Origin of the sequence: Neorhizobium descurainiae (assembly GCF_051400715.1) — a bacterium.
Taxonomy (GTDB): Bacteria; Pseudomonadota; Alphaproteobacteria; order Rhizobiales; family Rhizobiaceae; genus Neorhizobium.
Genome location: NZ_JBLFFK010000005.1, coordinates 247157 through 261772 on the forward strand (window position 1 = coordinate 247157; position 14616 = coordinate 261772).

Genomic DNA, 14616 nt, shown 5'->3' on the forward strand with positions numbered 1-14616 from the left:
CGGCCTTTCCGAACGGCGCCTTCATCACCGAAGGCCGGCGGCGCTCGGTGCTGCCGGCTTTTTGATTCCGGCCGGTGCGGAAAACTCCAATTTTCCGCAGGTTCGGTCGTCTCTCTAGCGGAATAGTGATTGCGCGGGCCGAAAGGGGGCTTAAAATCCGCATCCAATGAACTAAGTTAGGAAGACTGAAGTCCGGCCGATCGGCCATTCGATGAACGGTCGTCGGACGACTGGGGAATGAATGAAGATGATCGCACTGCCGATCTTGATGCAACGCGAAAAGAATGGCGACGGAGACAACGCGGGCCGCGGAACCTCGGTCATCACTCGTACGAAACCGAAGACCAAGCGGCCCAATCTCTATCGCGTACTCCTGTTGAATGACGACTATACCCCGATGGAATTCGTTATCCACATTCTGGAGCGTTTCTTTCAGAAGGACCGGGAGGCCGCGACGCGCATCATGCTTCACGTGCACAACCATGGCGTGGGGGAATGCGGAATATATACCTACGAGGTAGCGGAAACCAAGGTGTCCCAGGTCATGGACTTCGCCCGGCAGCACCAGCATCCGCTGCAATGTGTTATGGAAAAGAAGTGAGGAACCCGACGTGCCAACATTTTCGCCTAGTCTTGAAAAGGCGCTGCATCAGGCACTGACCTTCGCGAACGAGCGGCATCACGAATATGCCACGCTCGAACACCTGCTTCTGGCGTTGATCGACGACGCCGATGCAGCGGCGGTCATGGGCGCTTGTAACGTCAATTTGGAATCCCTGCGCAAGACCGTCACGGACTATGTCGACAACGAGCTTGCCAACCTGATCACCGGTTATGACGAGGATTCGAAGCCGACCTCCGGCTTCCAGCGCGTCATCCAGCGCGCCGTCATCCATGTCCAGTCCTCGGGCCGCGAGGAAGTGACCGGCGCCAACGTTCTCGTCGCGATCTTCGCGGAACGGGAAAGCCATGCGGCTTTCTTCCTGCAGGAGCAGGAAATGACCCGCTACGATGCGGTCAACTACATTTCTCACGGCATCGGCAAGCGCCCGGGTTCCACCCAGACCCGCACGCCGCGCGGGGCCGAGGAAAGCGATCCCGATTCCAAGCCGTCATCGCGCGACCCGGAAGAAGGTTCGGCCAAGAAGCCGCAGGATGCGCTGAAAGCCTATTGCGTCAACCTGAACGAAAAGGCCCGCGAAGGCCGCATCGATCCGCTGATCGGCCGCAATGCCGAGGTCAACCGGACGATCCAGGTCCTGTGCCGCCGCTCCAAGAACAACCCGCTCTATGTGGGTGATCCCGGCGTCGGCAAGACGGCGATCGCCGAAGGCCTGGCCAAGCGGATCATCGAAGGCAAGGTGCCGGAAGCTCTCGCCGACGCCACCATCTTCTCGCTCGACATGGGCACGCTGCTGGCCGGCACCCGTTATCGCGGTGACTTCGAGGAGCGCCTGAAACAGGTCGTCAAGGAACTGGAAGAATATCCGGGTGCGGTTCTCTTCATCGACGAGATCCACACGGTGATCGGCGCCGGCGCCACCTCCGGCGGGGCGATGGATGCCTCGAACCTCCTGAAGCCGGCGCTCTCCTCGGGCGCGATCCGCTGCATCGGTTCGACCACCTACAAGGAATACCGCCAGTTTTTCGAAAAGGACCGGGCACTGGTCCGCCGCTTCCAGAAGATCGACGTCAACGAGCCGTCGATCGAGGATGCGATCGAGATCATGAAGGGCCTCAAGCCCTATTTCGAAGAGTACCACAAGCTGCGTTACACCAACGAGGCGATCAAGTCGGCCGTCGAACTGTCGGCGCGCTATATCTCCGACCGCAAGCTGCCGGACAAGGCGATCGACGTGATCGACGAGACCGGTGCGGCACAGATGCTGCTGCCGGCCTCCAAGCGCCGCAAGTTGATCACCGAAAAGGAGATCGAGGCGACGATCGCCACCATGGCCCGTATTCCGCCGAAGACCGTTTCCAAGGATGACGAGATGGTTCTCGCCAACCTCGAAAAGGAGCTGCGGTCGGTGGTCTATGGACAGGACAAGGCGATCGAAGCCCTGTCGACGTCGATCAAGCTGGCGCGCGCTGGCCTGCGCGAACCGAACAAGCCGATCGGCGCTTACGTCTTCTCCGGCCCGACGGGCGTCGGCAAGACGGAAGTCGCCAAGCAGCTTGCCTCTTCGCTCGGAGTGGAACTCCTGCGCTTCGACATGTCGGAATATATGGAACGCCACACCGTTTCGCGGCTGCTCGGCGCACCTCCCGGCTATGTCGGCTTCGACCAGGGCGGTCTCCTGACCGACAGCGTCGATCAGCATCCCCACAGCGTGGTGCTGCTCGACGAGATCGAGAAGGCGCATCCGGATATCTACAATATCCTGCTGCAGGTCATGGACCACGGCTCGCTGACCGACCACAACGGCAAGAAGATCGACTTCCGCAACGTCATCCTGATCATGACGACCAATGCGGGCGCATCGGAAATGGCCAAGGCCGCCATCGGCTTCGGATCGTCCAAGCGCACCGGCGAGGATGAGGAGGCGCTGAACCGCCTGTTCACGCCGGAATTCCGCAACCGCCTCGATGCGGTCATCGCGTTCGCGCCGCTGCCGACGGAAGTCATCCATCAGGTCGTGCAGAAGTTCGTCATGCAGCTCGAGACGCAGCTTTCGGAACGCAACGTCACCTTCGACCTGCACGAGGACGCCGTCGCCTGGCTGGCGGACAAGGGTTACGACGAGAGAATGGGCGCCCGCCCGCTCTCGCGCGTCATCCAGGAGCACATCAAGAAGCCGCTGGCGAACGAGATCCTGTTCGGGGCTCTGCGCAAGGGCGGCGTGGTGCGCGTCACCGTCGGCAAGGACGAGGAGGGCAAGGACAAGCTGGTCCTCGACGCCATCCCTGAGGCGACCCCCGTGAAGCCGAAGCCGGAGGCCGAGGTGGAAGGGGCTGCCGAGGAGGCGGAAGCCAAGGCGTCGAAGTCCAAGGCGTCGAAGAAGTCCGCGAAGGACAAAGACAAGGATAGCGGTCCCGCGCGGTCCCGCGCCATGGTCGATGCGGATGTGACCGCCTCCGAAGACGCGCCCAAGACCGCGCCCCGCAAGGGCACTACGGTGCCGCGCGTGCCGAAGAGCAAGTAAGGCTATAGAAAAAGAGCCGTTGCGGTGCCGGGTTCGTCCCGGCATCGTCGTTTTTGAGACAAGTGATTCCCGCCGATGACCCGCCGGCCAGCGATCTTACGAATGACCGATGTCCCCACATAGTGACGACCGCAGCGCCTTATCCTGGTTCTTCACCGGTATGCGGGGCCTCGTTTCGCTGCCGGCGCTCATCCTGCTCACCTCGATCGTCGGTTTTAGCGCCTTCGCCCTCGAATCCGGCCTGACCCGGGCCGAAGCCGTCTTCATGTCGCTGGCGATCTGGGCTCTGCCGGCGCAGGTCATCCTGGTCGGCACCATGGCGAGCGGCGCCAACATCGCCGCCTGTTTCCTGGCGGTCACGCTGTCCTCCATACGCATGACGCCGATGGTCGCCTCGGTCATCCCGGAAATGCGGACGAAGCGGACGCCAACCTGGGCTTTGCTGATCCTGTCGCATTTCATCGCGATCACGTCCTGGGTCTTTGCCATCACCACGCTGCGCAATGTGCCGCGCGAGCACCGGGCGATCTATTTCGCCGGTTTCGGGGTGACGCTGACGCTCACCGGCACGCTGGTCGTCGCGGTCTTCTATGGCATCGCGTCGAGTTTTCCGCCCGTCGTGGCGGGCGTGCTCTTCTTCCTGACGCCGGTCTATTTCAATGCGTCGATCTGGGCGAGCGCGCGCCAGCCTGTTGTAAAGCTCGCTTTCGTCATGGGCCTCGTGCTCGGTCCGCTCCTGGCGCTGGTGACCCCGGAGTTCGACGTGCTTTATGCCGGTATCGGCGGCGGCACGGCCGCTTATCTCATCGATCGTGCGTGGCGGAAGAAAAAGCGCGCGGCCAGGGGAAATGCGCGATGATTGCGGAATACTGGACCTTCATCGTGATCGCCGTCGCCGGCTTCCTGGCGACCGATATCTGGCGCTGGCTGGGCGTGGTGGCGGGCAATCGCCTGAATGAGGAGTCCGAGGCGCTCTATTGGGTGAGGGCGGTGGCGACCGCGCTCGTCATGGCGGTCACCGCCAAGCTGATCGTCTTCCCGAACGGCACGCTGGCCGACACGCCGCTCTGGCTGCGGCTGGGCGCGGCCGGCATCGGCTTTGCCGTCTTCCTGGCGACCGGCCGCAAGGTCGCGGTCGGTGTCGCCGTGCCGATGGCGATCCTGATCGCCGGCCTCTGGTGGATCGGATTTTAGTTCCCGAGCACCCCGATCAGCTTCTCGGCATTGGCGGCGAGCACGCCGTTGTCTTCCATCTGGCCGGAATGGGGTTTCAGCGCCAGGCCCTCGTAGCGCGGGATGATATGGAAATGCAGGTGGTAGACGGTCTGGCCGGAGGCCGGTTCGTTGAACTGGATGACCGTGACGCCGTCCGCCTCGAAGGCTTCCTTGGCGGCCTTGGCGAGCTTCTGCACGATCGGGATCAGCTTCGAGAGCACCGCCGGATCGGCGTCTAGGATGTTGCGCGACGGCGCCTTGGGGATGACGAGGAGATGGCCGGGCGATTGCGGCATCACGTCCATGAAGGCCAGCGTATCGGCATCCTCGTAGACCCGGTGGCAGGGGATTTCACCGCGCAGGATTTTTCCGAAGATGTTGTTGGGGTCGTAAGCCTGGCCGCTCATCGTGATGTCCTCTCCTTTAATTCTGATCGGTCTTCCTGAACCTAATCTTCCTGCTGGCGCTCGCCCTTGCGAAATGGCGTATGCTCGGAAAGATATTCGTTCATATATTCCATGTCCTGCCGCTCTCGCTCCAGATAGTCGGCTACCGCGCGGCGAAGCCCCGGATGGGCGATATAGTGCATGGAATGCGTCGTGACAGGCAGGTAGCCGCGCGCCAGCTTGTGTTCCCCCTGCGCTCCGGCCTCGACCCGCTTCAGTCCTTTCGCCAGCGCGAAGTCGATCGCCTGATGATAACAGACCTCGAAATGCAGGAAGGGATGATCCTCGACGCAGCCCCAGTGCCGGCCGAAGAGCGTGTCCCCGCCGATGAAGTTGATCGCCCCGGCGATGTATTTGCCGTCGCGCTTCGCCATGACGAGCAGGATATCCTCGGGCATCCGTTCGCCGATCAGCGAATAGAATTTCCGGGTGAGGTAGGGGCGTCCCCACTTGCGGCTGCCCGTGTCCATGTAGAATTCGAAGAACCGGTCCCAGATCGTCTCGTTGAGATCGCTGCCGGTCAGCCAGTCGATGGTGATGCCGTGCTCGACCGCCGTGCGCCGCTCCTTCTTCAGCGCCTTGCGCTTTCGCGAGGCAAGCGTTTCGAGGAAGGCGTCGTGGTTCGCATAGCCGTCGTTGATGAAGTGGAACTGCTTGTCCGTGCGGTGCAGGTAGTCGGCCTCTTCGAAGGCCGCAAGCTGATCCTCGGCGACGAAGGTCACATGCGCGGAGGAAACGCCGAGCTGGCGCGTCACCTCCTGGAGACCTGCGGCGAGCGTCAACTCGGTCGCGCCCTTGTCATAGCCTGAAGAGACGAGAAGGCGAGGCCCGGTCGCCGGCGTGAAGGGGACGGAGCATTGCAGTTTCGGATAATAGCGCCCGCCGGCGCGCTCGAAGGCATCCGCCCAGCCGTGATCGAAGACATATTCGCCCTGGCTGTGGCTCTTCAAATATCCGGGAACCGCTCCGATCAGCGCGCCTTGATCGTTCTCCAGCAGAAGATGGTGGCCGAGCCAGCCGGTTTTCGCGGTCGCCGAGCCGGACTCTTCCAGCGCCGAGAGAAAGGCATGCGAGAGGAAGGGATTGTAGGGGACCTCCCTCGATGAGGCCTTTGAGGTGCCCGAAAGACGCGACCAGCTTTCGGGGCTGATCGCGCAGAAGGATTTTTCGATGCGGATCGTGAGATTGCCGGTCATATGTTGCTTTACGGGGAGGGAGCCTCCCGTGGGTCGAAACCTTCGAAGGTCATCTGGTCCGCATATTTATAAGTATGTTCGCGCCCGTTTGCATCCCTCACGGTCCAGGTAATGACCGGAATTCCGGCCGCTCTCCGAGCTGTGATGAAGCTGTTCGGCAGGTGCGGGTAGTGGTAGGAAATGAAATCGAGGCCAAGTTGCATGGCTTCGTCGTGGCTGAAGAACTCCTCCGGCTTGTCGCCCATGGCGGTGAGGCCGAGCGGATAGGGGGAGCCCGCCTTCTTCAGGTCGCGCAGGATATGGTGGTCGAAGCTCATCAGCGCCACCTTGCCCTGGTAGCCTTCGAGGACTTCGAGCACCGTTTCGGCAAAGCCGTCGTCCTCGCCTTCACCTGTCCGGCCCTTGATCTCGATGACGAGCGGCACCTTGCCCGCGACGAGATCGAGCATCTGTTTCAGCGTCGGCACTTTGTCCTGCGTCGCTCCGACGGCGAGCAGGCGGAGTTCGGCGGAGGTCTTTTCCCGCACGTCGCCCTTGATGCCGCAGAGCCGCTCGAGGTCATGGTCGTGGAAGATCACCGGCACGCTGTCGGCGGCGAGCTGCACGTCGCACTCGATCGCAAAACCCCCTTCCACCGCGCGGGCGAAAGCCGAAAGCGTGTTCTCCCAGACCTGATGGTTCATGTCGTGATAGCCGCGATGGGCGACCGGAAGATCCTTGATCCAGGATGCGGAAGTCATGCTTCGATCTCGATGACGGCGTCGACTTCGACGGCTGCGTTGAGCGGAAGGGAGGCCATGCCGACGGCGGCGCGGGCATGCTTGCCGGCGTCTCCGAGCACATTGGCGATGAGGTTGGACGCTCCGTTCATGACCAGGTGCTGTTCGGTGAAATCCGGGGTGGACGCAATGAAGCCGTTGAGCTTCAGGATGCGTCGGATTCTGCCGAGATCGCCGCCGAGCGCGGCCTTCGCCTGGGCGAGGATGTTGATGGCGCAGAGTTCGGCGGCACGCTGAGCTGCAGGCACATCCACGTCTCGGCCGGCGAGGCCGGTCACCGCCACCTTGCCGTCTTCGATCGGCAACTGGCCCGAAAGATAGAGCGTATTGCCGCTGATCGTGTACGGCACGTAATTGGCGGCGGGCGCTGCGGCGACGGGAAGGACGATCCCCAGTTCCTTCAGGCGGCCATCGATGGCTTCGGTCATTTTCGACTCCGTTTTGTTGTAAATTCTTCAAAAATCCTGCATCAAGGCCTTAGCTTGGTCAGATGGCGTTCTTATAACATGCCGACTGAGTCCAACAGGAGAATGTGAATGTTGCGCATGAGTCTCGGGGTGATCCTAGCCGGCGGTGCGAGCCTCATGGTCGCCACCTCCGCGGACGCGAATACCGACAGTGCCGCCCGGGCGCTTGTGCCGCATCGCGCCATTTACGACCTGAAGCTCAAGGATGCCTCCGAACGTTCCGGCATCGAGGGCATGTTCGGCCGCATGGTCTACGAGTTCACCGGCTCGGCCTGTACGGGGTTTTCGACGAATTTCCGCCTGGTCACCAAGATCGATACGGGCGAGGAGACGCGCCTCAGCGACCAGCAGACAACAACCTTCGAGGACATGTCCGCCCGCCAGTTCCATTTCGAGACGAAGTCCTTCACCGACGAGCAGCTCGATCGGCAGGTGAGCGGTGATGCGACCACGGCGGAGAACGGCGTCAAGGTGGAGATCACCCAGCCGGACGGACGCGAGATCGATCTGCCGGCCAGCGATTTCCCGACCGGCCATATGCTGGACGTGATCAGGAATGCCAAGGAAGGCAAGCATTTATTCGAGGCGCGCGTCTTCGACGGCTCCGAAAACGGCGATCAGGCGCTGCTGACGACGACCGTCATCGGCAAGCAGCAGGAGCCGCAGAAGGACGATGCGGATGCCGGCAAGGCCGGCGAGTTTTCCAAGACCCCCTTCTGGCCGGTGACGATCGCCTATTTCAACGAGGCCGCACAGGGCGATCCCATGCCGGTCTACAACATGTCCTTCAAGCTCTATGAGAACGGCATCACCCGCGACCTGACTATGGACTATGGAGATTTCGTGCTCACGGGCAGCCTGGCGAAGCTGGAAATGCTCGATAAGCCGGAGTGCCGCTAACCGATCGAGGCATTCAGGCCCCTTCGGAACCGGTTTGTGAGGAGCAAGGCGCCTTTTGCCGCCTAATTCCGGTGCTCCCCTTGCTTTTGCGTCCAATCGAATGTATGGGCAGCCGCATTCCACACGTAAGGCATGGGATCGTCCGGGAGAAATCCGGGCCTTTCCGCCGGTGGCAGTCCGAAGGGATTGCTGTTCGCCTTGCGGAGGTTCAACCGGAAAAGGAGAAAAAGGCATGGCATTGCCTGATTTTAGCATGCGCCAGCTTCTGGAAGCTGGTGTTCACTTCGGCCACCAGACCCATCGCTGGAACCCGAAGATGAAGCCGTACATCTTCGGCGACCGCAACAACATCCACATCATCGACCTCGCGCAGACCGTTCCGATGCTGTCGCGCGCCCTTCAGGTCGTATCCGACACCGTCGCCCGCGGCGGCCGCGTCCTCTTCGTCGGCACCAAGCGCCAGGCTTCGGAGCTCATTGCAGACTCCGCCAAGCGTTCGGCCCAGTATTACGTGAACTCCCGCTGGCTCGGCGGCATGATGACGAACTGGAAGACGATCTCGAACTCGATCCAGCGTCTGCGCAAGCTCGACGAGATCCTCGGTTCGGAAGCTTCGGGCTTCACGAAGAAGGAGCGCCTGAACCTCGAGCGCGAGCGCGAGAAGCTGGAAAAGGCTCTCGGCGGTATCCGCGACATGGGCGGCACGCCGGACCTGATGTTCATCATCGACACCAACAAGGAAAAGATCGCCATCGACGAAGCCAAGCGCCTGGGCATCCCCGTCGTCGCCATCATCGATTCGAACTGCGATCCGGACCTGATCGATTACCCGATCCCGGGCAATGACGACGCCTCGCGCGCCATCGCGCTCTATTGCGACCTCGTCGCCCGTGCCGCCATCGACGGCATCGCCCGCCAGCAGGGCGCTTCGGGCCGCGACATCGGCGCATCCGCCGAAGCGCCGATCGAGCCGGCGCTCGAAGGCGAAGCAGAAGCCTAAGGTGCGAGGGAGCGGTTTGCCGCTCCTCTTTGCCGAAAATCCGATCGAGGCCAGAGATACCATTATCCCTGGCCTTGGTCGTTTAAGGCGATCGGAGCCGGAGGTCGAGGCGATCGCTTCCGTGATGTCTTCATCACGCTGTCATACTTCCGGGTACATTCGTCCCAAAACTTCCGAGTCCGCCGATGTCTTTCCGGCGGCACGTAACTGAACCGACAAGAGGCACGAAAATGGCTGAGATCACCGCTGCAATGGTGAAGGAACTGCGCGAAAAGACCGGCGCAGGCATGATGGACTGCAAGAAGGCGCTGGCTGAAACCAATGGCGACATGGAAGCGGCGATCGACTGGCTGCGCGCCAAGGGCATTGCCAAGGCCGACAAGAAGTCCGGCCGCACCGCTGCCGAAGGCTTGATCGGTATCGCCAGCGCCGGCACCAAGGCCGTTGCCGTCGAAATCAATTCCGAAACCGACTTCGTCGCCCGCAACGACGCCTTCCAGGGCCTCGTCCGAGGCGTTGCCGAGGTGGCCCTTTCGACCGACGGCTCCGTCGAGGCGGTCGGCGCTGCCATCTATCCGGCATCCGGCAAGTCCGTGACCGACACGATCAAGGACGCGGTCGCGACGATCGGCGAGAACATGAACCTCCGCCGCGCTGCCCTCCTCTCGGTCGAGGACGGCGTCGTCGCGACCTATATCCACAACGCGGTTGCCGACAGCCTCGGCAAGCTCGGTGTACTCGTCGCGCTGAAGTCGACCGGCAACAAGGACGCGCTTGCCGCCATCGGCAAGCAGGTGGCCATGCATATCGCGGCCACGGCTCCGCTTGCGATCCGCGCCGAGGAAGTCGATCCGGCCGTTGCCGAGCGTGAGCGCAACGTCTTCATCGAGCAGTCGCGCGCTTCCGGCAAGCCGGACAACATCATCGAGAAGATGGTCGACGGCCGCATGCGCAAGTTCTTCGAGGAGGTCGCGCTTCTCTCGCAGGCTTTCGTCATCAATCCCGACCTGACCGTCGGCGCAGCCATCAAGGCCGCCGAAAAGGAAGTCGGCGCGCCGATCGAAGTGACCGGCATGGCGCGCCTCCTCCTCGGGGAAGGCATCGAGAAGGAAGAGACGGATTTCGCGGCGGAAGTCGCGGCCGCCGTCAAGGGCTGATAAAGCTTATTAGCAAAAGCCGACAAAACCGAAGGGCACCGGGTGACAAGCCGGTGCCCTTCGTGTATCCGCAAGCCGTTTGACCTGTCCGTTGGCAATTTTGATTTCAAGGAGCCCTCATGTCGCCTCAGCCCCTCTACAAGCGTGTCTTGCTCAAGGCCTCCGGCGAAGCCCTGATGGGCAGCCAGGGCTTCGGCATCGATGTTGCCGTAGCCGACCGGATCGCCTCCGATATCGCCGAGGCGCGCGCCATGGGCGTCGAGGTGGGCGTGGTCGTGGGCGGCGGCAATATCTTCCGCGGTGTGGCGGTCGCCTCCAAGGGCGGCGACCGGGTGACCGGGGACCACATGGGCATGCTCGGCACGGTGATCAACGCGCTTGCGCTCGCCACCTCTCTGCGCAAGCTGAATGTCGATACGGTGGTGCTTTCGGCGATCTCGATGCCGGAAATCTGCGAAAGCTTCACGCAGCTTCGTACGCTGCATCACCTGGGACAGGGCAGGGTGGTGATCTTCGCCGGCGGCACGGGCAACCCCTTCTTCACGACCGATTCGGCGGCGGCCCTGCGCGCGGCCGAGATCGGTGCCGAGGCGATCTTCAAGGGAACGCAGGTCGATGGCATCTATTCGGCCGACCCGAAGAAGGACCCGACGGCCACCCGTTTCGAGACGCTGACCCACGGCGAAGTGCTCGACAAGGGGCTGGCAGTGATGGACGTGGCGGCGGTCGCGCTTGCGCGTGAGAATGCGATCCCGATCGTCGTGTTCTCGATCCATGAAAAGGGTGGTTTCGCGCAAATCTTGACCGGCGGCGGCCGCAAGACCATCGTAGCAGACAACTGACGGGCGCCCTTCGGCCGCCCGAATAATGATAAGGGAGTATTTGGAGATGAGTGGAGCTATCGATCTCAACGACATCAAGCGCCGCATGGACGGCGCCATCACCGCTTTCAAGGGCGATATCGCATCGCTGCGCACCGGCCGCGCCTCGGCCAACATCCTCGATCCGGTGACGGTGGAAGCCTATGGTTCGCGCATGCCGCTGAACCAGGTCGCCAACATCACTGTGCCGGAGCCGCGCATGCTTTCCGTCTCGGTCTGGGACAAGTCCATGGTCGGCGCCGTGGATCGCGCGATCCGCGAATCGCATCTCGGCCTGAACCCGATCGTCGACGGTCAGAACCTCCGCATTCCGCTTCCCGAACTCAACGAAGAACGCCGCAAGTCGCTGGTCAAGGTCGCCCATGATTATGCCGAAAAAGCCAAGGTTGCGATTCGCCATGTGCGGCGTGATGGCATGGACGGCCTGAAAAAAGCCGAAAAGGACGGGGTTATCGGCCAGGACGACAGCCGCGCGCAATCGGAGAAGGTGCAGAAGATGACGGATGATACGATTTCCGAAGTCGACCGCTTGCTTGCGGACAAAGAAAAGGAAATCATGCAGGTCTAAAAGGCGTTTGTATTGCGTCTGATCTTGGCCGCCAGAGGAACCGCGTAGAATATGGCGAATCCCGAACTTGCGATCATCCCTCAGCACGTTGCCATTATCATGGATGGCAACGGGCGGTGGGCCAATAAGCGCGGGCTTCCCCGCACGGTCGGACACAACAAGGGTGTCGAAGCGGTCCGCGAGGCAGTCCGCGCGGCCGGCGAAGCGGGTGTCAAATATCTGACGCTCTTCGCCTTTTCCTCGGAGAACTGGAGCCGCCCCGAATCGGAAGTGAACGCTCTCCTGGGCCTTTTGCGCCGCTTCATCCGCCGCGACCTTGCGGAGCTTCACCGCGAGAACGTCCGTATCCGGGTGATCGGCGAGCGCGAAAACCTGCGCGGCGACATTCTGCCGCTCCTGGTGGAGGCAGAGGAGACGACGCGGCACAACACCGCGCTCACGCTCGTGATCGCCTTCAATTACGGCGCCAGGAACGAGATCGCCCGCGCGGTGGCGAAGCTTGCCCGCGATGTCGAGGCGGGCCTTCTGAAAGCGTCCGATATCGACGCCGAGACGATCGGCCGGAGCCTCGATACCGCCGACATTCCCGACCCGGACCTCATCATCCGCACCAGCGGCGAGGAGCGGCTCTCCAACTTCCTTCTGTGGCAGGCCGCCTATTCGGAGCTTGTCTTTCTGCCGGAGTACTGGCCGGATTTCGACCGCAATCTCTTCTTCGATGCCCTGAAAGTCTTCGCCTCGCGTGACCGGCGTTTCGGGGGCCTGTCGAGCAAGACCGCCGCGGTGGGCGGTTGATGAGCCCGGAGCTCAAGCGCCGGATCATGTCGGGCCTCATTCTGGCGGCGGTTGTGCTCGCCGCCACCTGGTACGGCGGTTTTTCGTTCCGCATCGTCGCGGCCGTCATGGCCGTCCTGATATATTATGAATGGTCGACGATAACCCGGCTCGCCGAGCGGGATTTCCGGGCAAATGCCTTCGGCTGGGTCGCAATCCTGCTGATCGCCTACAATATCGTTTTCGGCGAAAGGGATCTGGCGGTGCCGCTTCTCGGCGGCTCGGCCATCACGGCTATTCTGCTTGTGCTCTGGCGCAAGGGAAGCTGGTGGCTGCCGGGCGGCATCGTCTATGCGGGACTGAGCGGAATCTCGCTTGCGGCGATCCGTGGCGACGATCAGGCCGGTTTCGTCGCGACGCTCTTCATTTTCGCGGTCGTCTGGGCAACCGACATTCTGGCCTATTTCGTCGGCCGGGCGCTGCAGGGGCCGAAGCTGGCGCCGAGAATCTCACCGGGCAAGACCTGGTCCGGCGCGATCGGCGGGGCCGTTTCGGGCGTGGTCGCGAGTTCCGCGCTGACGCTGGCCGTCTTTTCGCGGCTGTCCTTGTGGACGGTGGCGATCGCTTTTCTGCTGTCCGTCGCGAGCCAGATCGGCGATCTTTTTGAGTCCTTCATCAAGCGTCGCTTTGGCGCGAAGGATTCGAGCCATCTCATTCCGGGACATGGCGGCGTCATGGATCGCGTCGACGGCCTCGTTTTTGCCTGTTTCGCGGCGTTCCTGCTAACTCTTGTTTACTCGGCCTCGACAGGCCATCTTGATGCGTCTGTTGCAGGCTTCCTCTTCGGATTTTGAGTGCCGCGATCCATGTCTTGTTGAAACGGAAAATTTGATGGCCATCCTCAGCTTCCTCACCGGCTACATAATTCCCTTCATTCTCGTGCTCTCGCTGCTCGTTTTCGTGCATGAGATGGGGCATTATCTCATCGGACGCTGGTGCGGCATCCGGGTCACCGCTTTCTCGGTGGGCTTCGGTCCGGAACTCGCCGGCTATACCGATAGCCACGGCACGCGCTGGAAGCTTTCCGCAATCCCGCTCGGCGGCTACGTGAAGTTCTTCGGCGACGAGGACGCCGCGAGCCTGCCGGATGCGAGCGGGCTTCAAGGCATGAGCGAGGAAGAAAAGGCGCAGACGCTTGCCGGCGCCAAATTGTGGAAGCGGGCCGCGACCGTGGCGGCTGGGCCGATTGCCAACTTCATTCTCGCGATCGCCATCTTCGCGGTCCTGTTCAGCGTCTACGGCAAGGTCGTCGCCGATCCGGTCGTCGCCGAAGTGCAGCCGGATAGCGCCGCGCTGGCCGCCGGCGTGCAGCCCGGCGACCGGCTCGTGGCGCTTGATGGTTCGCGCATCGCGACCTTCGACGACGTGCGGCGCTATGTCAGCATCAGGCCGGAGACGCCGATCGTCGTGACGGTCGAGCGCGACGGCCGGAATATCGATCTGCCGATGGTCCCGAAGCGGAGCGAGATCACCGACCAGTTCGGCAACAAGGTCGAGCTTGGCCTGATCGGCATCGTCACCAACGAGCAGAGAGGCAATTTCCGCGTCGAGACCTTCACGCCGCTGCAGGCGGTGGGCGAAGGCGTCAGGGAAACGGGCCACATCATCACCGGCACGTTCCGCTATATCGGCAACCTGGTCACGGGCCGCATGAAGGCCGACCAGCTCGGCGGGCCGGTGCGCGTGGCGCAAGCTTCGGGTCAGATGGCGACGCTAGGTTTCGCAGCGGTGGTGCAGCTTGCAGCCGTTCTGTCGGTCTCGATCGGGCTTCTGAACCTGATGCCGGTACCGGTTCTGGACGGCGGGCATCTCGTCTTCTACGCGATCGAGGCGGTGCGTGGGAGGCCGCTCGGAGCAGGTGCGCAGGAGATCGCCTTCCGCATCGGTCTTGCAATGGTTTTGAGCCTGATGGTCTTCGCGACCTTCAACGACATCAGCAACCTGATCGGTTGATGTCCTTCAAATTATGAAAGAAACTGTTTATTCACCATATTCGTAACAGTTGCGTGGCCATTGGGTCACGCCTG

16 protein-coding genes are annotated in these 14616 nt (G+C 62.1%); 12 read left to right on the forward strand and 4 right to left on the reverse strand.

Annotated features, from left to right (window positions below):
- The first annotated feature begins 247 nt into the window (after positions 1-247).
- The 4 genes from clpS to ACMGE0_RS12335 all read left to right on the forward strand — a co-directional run bounded on the left by clpS (position 248) and on the right by ACMGE0_RS12335 (position 4340).
- Positions 248-601 carry an ATP-dependent Clp protease adapter ClpS gene (gene clpS / locus ACMGE0_RS12320; RefSeq protein WP_436816201.1) on the forward strand — a complete coding sequence of 118 codons (354 nt, stop codon included), beginning with the start codon at positions 248-250 and terminating at the stop codon, positions 599-601.
- A 10-nt stretch (positions 602-611) separates the two neighbouring features.
- Positions 612-3146, forward strand: a complete 2535-nt coding sequence (clpA, locus tag ACMGE0_RS12325; protein WP_436816137.1) for an ATP-dependent Clp protease ATP-binding subunit ClpA — start codon at positions 612-614, stop codon at positions 3144-3146.
- Positions 3147-3255: 109 nt separating this feature from the next.
- Entirely contained in the window at positions 3256-4005 is a 750-nt protein-coding gene (locus ACMGE0_RS12330) for an AzlC family ABC transporter permease (protein ID WP_436816138.1), read from the forward strand.
- Positions 4002-4340 carry an AzlD domain-containing protein gene (locus tag ACMGE0_RS12335; protein ID WP_436816139.1) on the forward strand — a complete coding sequence of 113 codons (339 nt, stop codon included), beginning with the start codon at positions 4002-4004 and terminating at the stop codon, positions 4338-4340. Before ACMGE0_RS12330 ends, ACMGE0_RS12335 begins: the two co-directional genes overlap by 4 nt.
- Here the strand turns inward: ACMGE0_RS12335 and ACMGE0_RS12340 are convergent.
- From ACMGE0_RS12340 to ACMGE0_RS12355, 4 genes are read right to left on the reverse strand one after another with little or no spacing between them, the layout of a single operon-like run.
- Complete coding sequence (locus ACMGE0_RS12340) at positions 4337-4768, reverse strand: HIT family protein (protein ID WP_436816140.1); 432 nt, start codon at positions 4766-4768, stop codon at positions 4337-4339. The two genes, ACMGE0_RS12335 and ACMGE0_RS12340, sit on opposite strands and share 4 nt — an antisense overlap.
- A gap of 41 nt (positions 4769-4809) precedes the next feature.
- A complete protein-coding gene (locus tag ACMGE0_RS12345) occupies positions 4810-6003 on the reverse strand; it encodes a GNAT family N-acetyltransferase (RefSeq protein ID WP_436816141.1) in 1194 nt (397 codons plus the stop codon).
- Positions 6004-6011: 8 nt separating this feature from the next.
- Entirely contained in the window at positions 6012-6743 is a 732-nt protein-coding gene (locus ACMGE0_RS12350; protein WP_436816142.1) for a glycerophosphodiester phosphodiesterase, read from the reverse strand.
- Positions 6740-7210 (reverse strand): RidA family protein, encoded by a 471-nt coding sequence (locus tag ACMGE0_RS12355; RefSeq protein WP_436816143.1) that lies wholly within the window; start codon positions 7208-7210, stop codon positions 6740-6742. Before ACMGE0_RS12355 ends, ACMGE0_RS12350 begins: the two co-directional genes overlap by 4 nt.
- Positions 7211-7318: 108 nt before the next feature.
- On the opposite strand from ACMGE0_RS12355, the gene ACMGE0_RS12360 reads away from it, so the two are divergent.
- The 8 genes from ACMGE0_RS12360 (at position 7319) to rseP (ending at position 14542) form a co-directional block, all read left to right on the forward strand.
- Positions 7319-8149, forward strand: a complete 831-nt coding sequence (locus ACMGE0_RS12360) for a cell envelope integrity EipB family protein (RefSeq protein WP_436816144.1) — start codon at positions 7319-7321, stop codon at positions 8147-8149.
- A gap of 232 nt (positions 8150-8381) precedes the next feature.
- Positions 8382-9149 (forward strand): 30S ribosomal protein S2, encoded by a 768-nt coding sequence (gene rpsB, locus ACMGE0_RS12365; RefSeq protein ID WP_436816145.1) that lies wholly within the window; start codon positions 8382-8384, stop codon positions 9147-9149.
- Positions 9150-9379: 230 nt separating this feature from the next.
- Positions 9380-10306: a translation elongation factor Ts gene (gene tsf / locus ACMGE0_RS12370; RefSeq protein ID WP_436816146.1), complete on the forward strand. Its 927-nt coding sequence runs from the start codon at positions 9380-9382 to the stop codon at positions 10304-10306.
- Between the two features lie 119 nt (positions 10307-10425).
- Entirely contained in the window at positions 10426-11148 is a 723-nt protein-coding gene (gene pyrH, locus ACMGE0_RS12375) for a UMP kinase (protein ID WP_436816147.1), read from the forward strand.
- Between the two features lie 46 nt (positions 11149-11194).
- Positions 11195-11755, forward strand: coding sequence for a ribosome recycling factor (gene frr, locus ACMGE0_RS12380; RefSeq protein ID WP_436816148.1), 561 nt, complete (start codon positions 11195-11197; stop codon positions 11753-11755).
- Between the two features lie 51 nt (positions 11756-11806).
- Positions 11807-12550 (forward strand): isoprenyl transferase, encoded by a 744-nt coding sequence (locus ACMGE0_RS12385; protein ID WP_436816149.1) that lies wholly within the window; start codon positions 11807-11809, stop codon positions 12548-12550.
- Positions 12550-13383 (forward strand): phosphatidate cytidylyltransferase, encoded by an 834-nt coding sequence (locus ACMGE0_RS12390; RefSeq protein WP_436816150.1) that lies wholly within the window; start codon positions 12550-12552, stop codon positions 13381-13383. The genes ACMGE0_RS12385 and ACMGE0_RS12390 overlap by 1 nt, the downstream gene beginning before the upstream one ends.
- Positions 13384-13420: 37 nt before the next feature.
- Positions 13421-14542: an RIP metalloprotease RseP gene (rseP, locus tag ACMGE0_RS12395; RefSeq protein WP_436816151.1), complete on the forward strand. Its 1122-nt coding sequence runs from the start codon at positions 13421-13423 to the stop codon at positions 14540-14542.
- Positions 14543-14616: the final 74 nt, after the last annotated feature.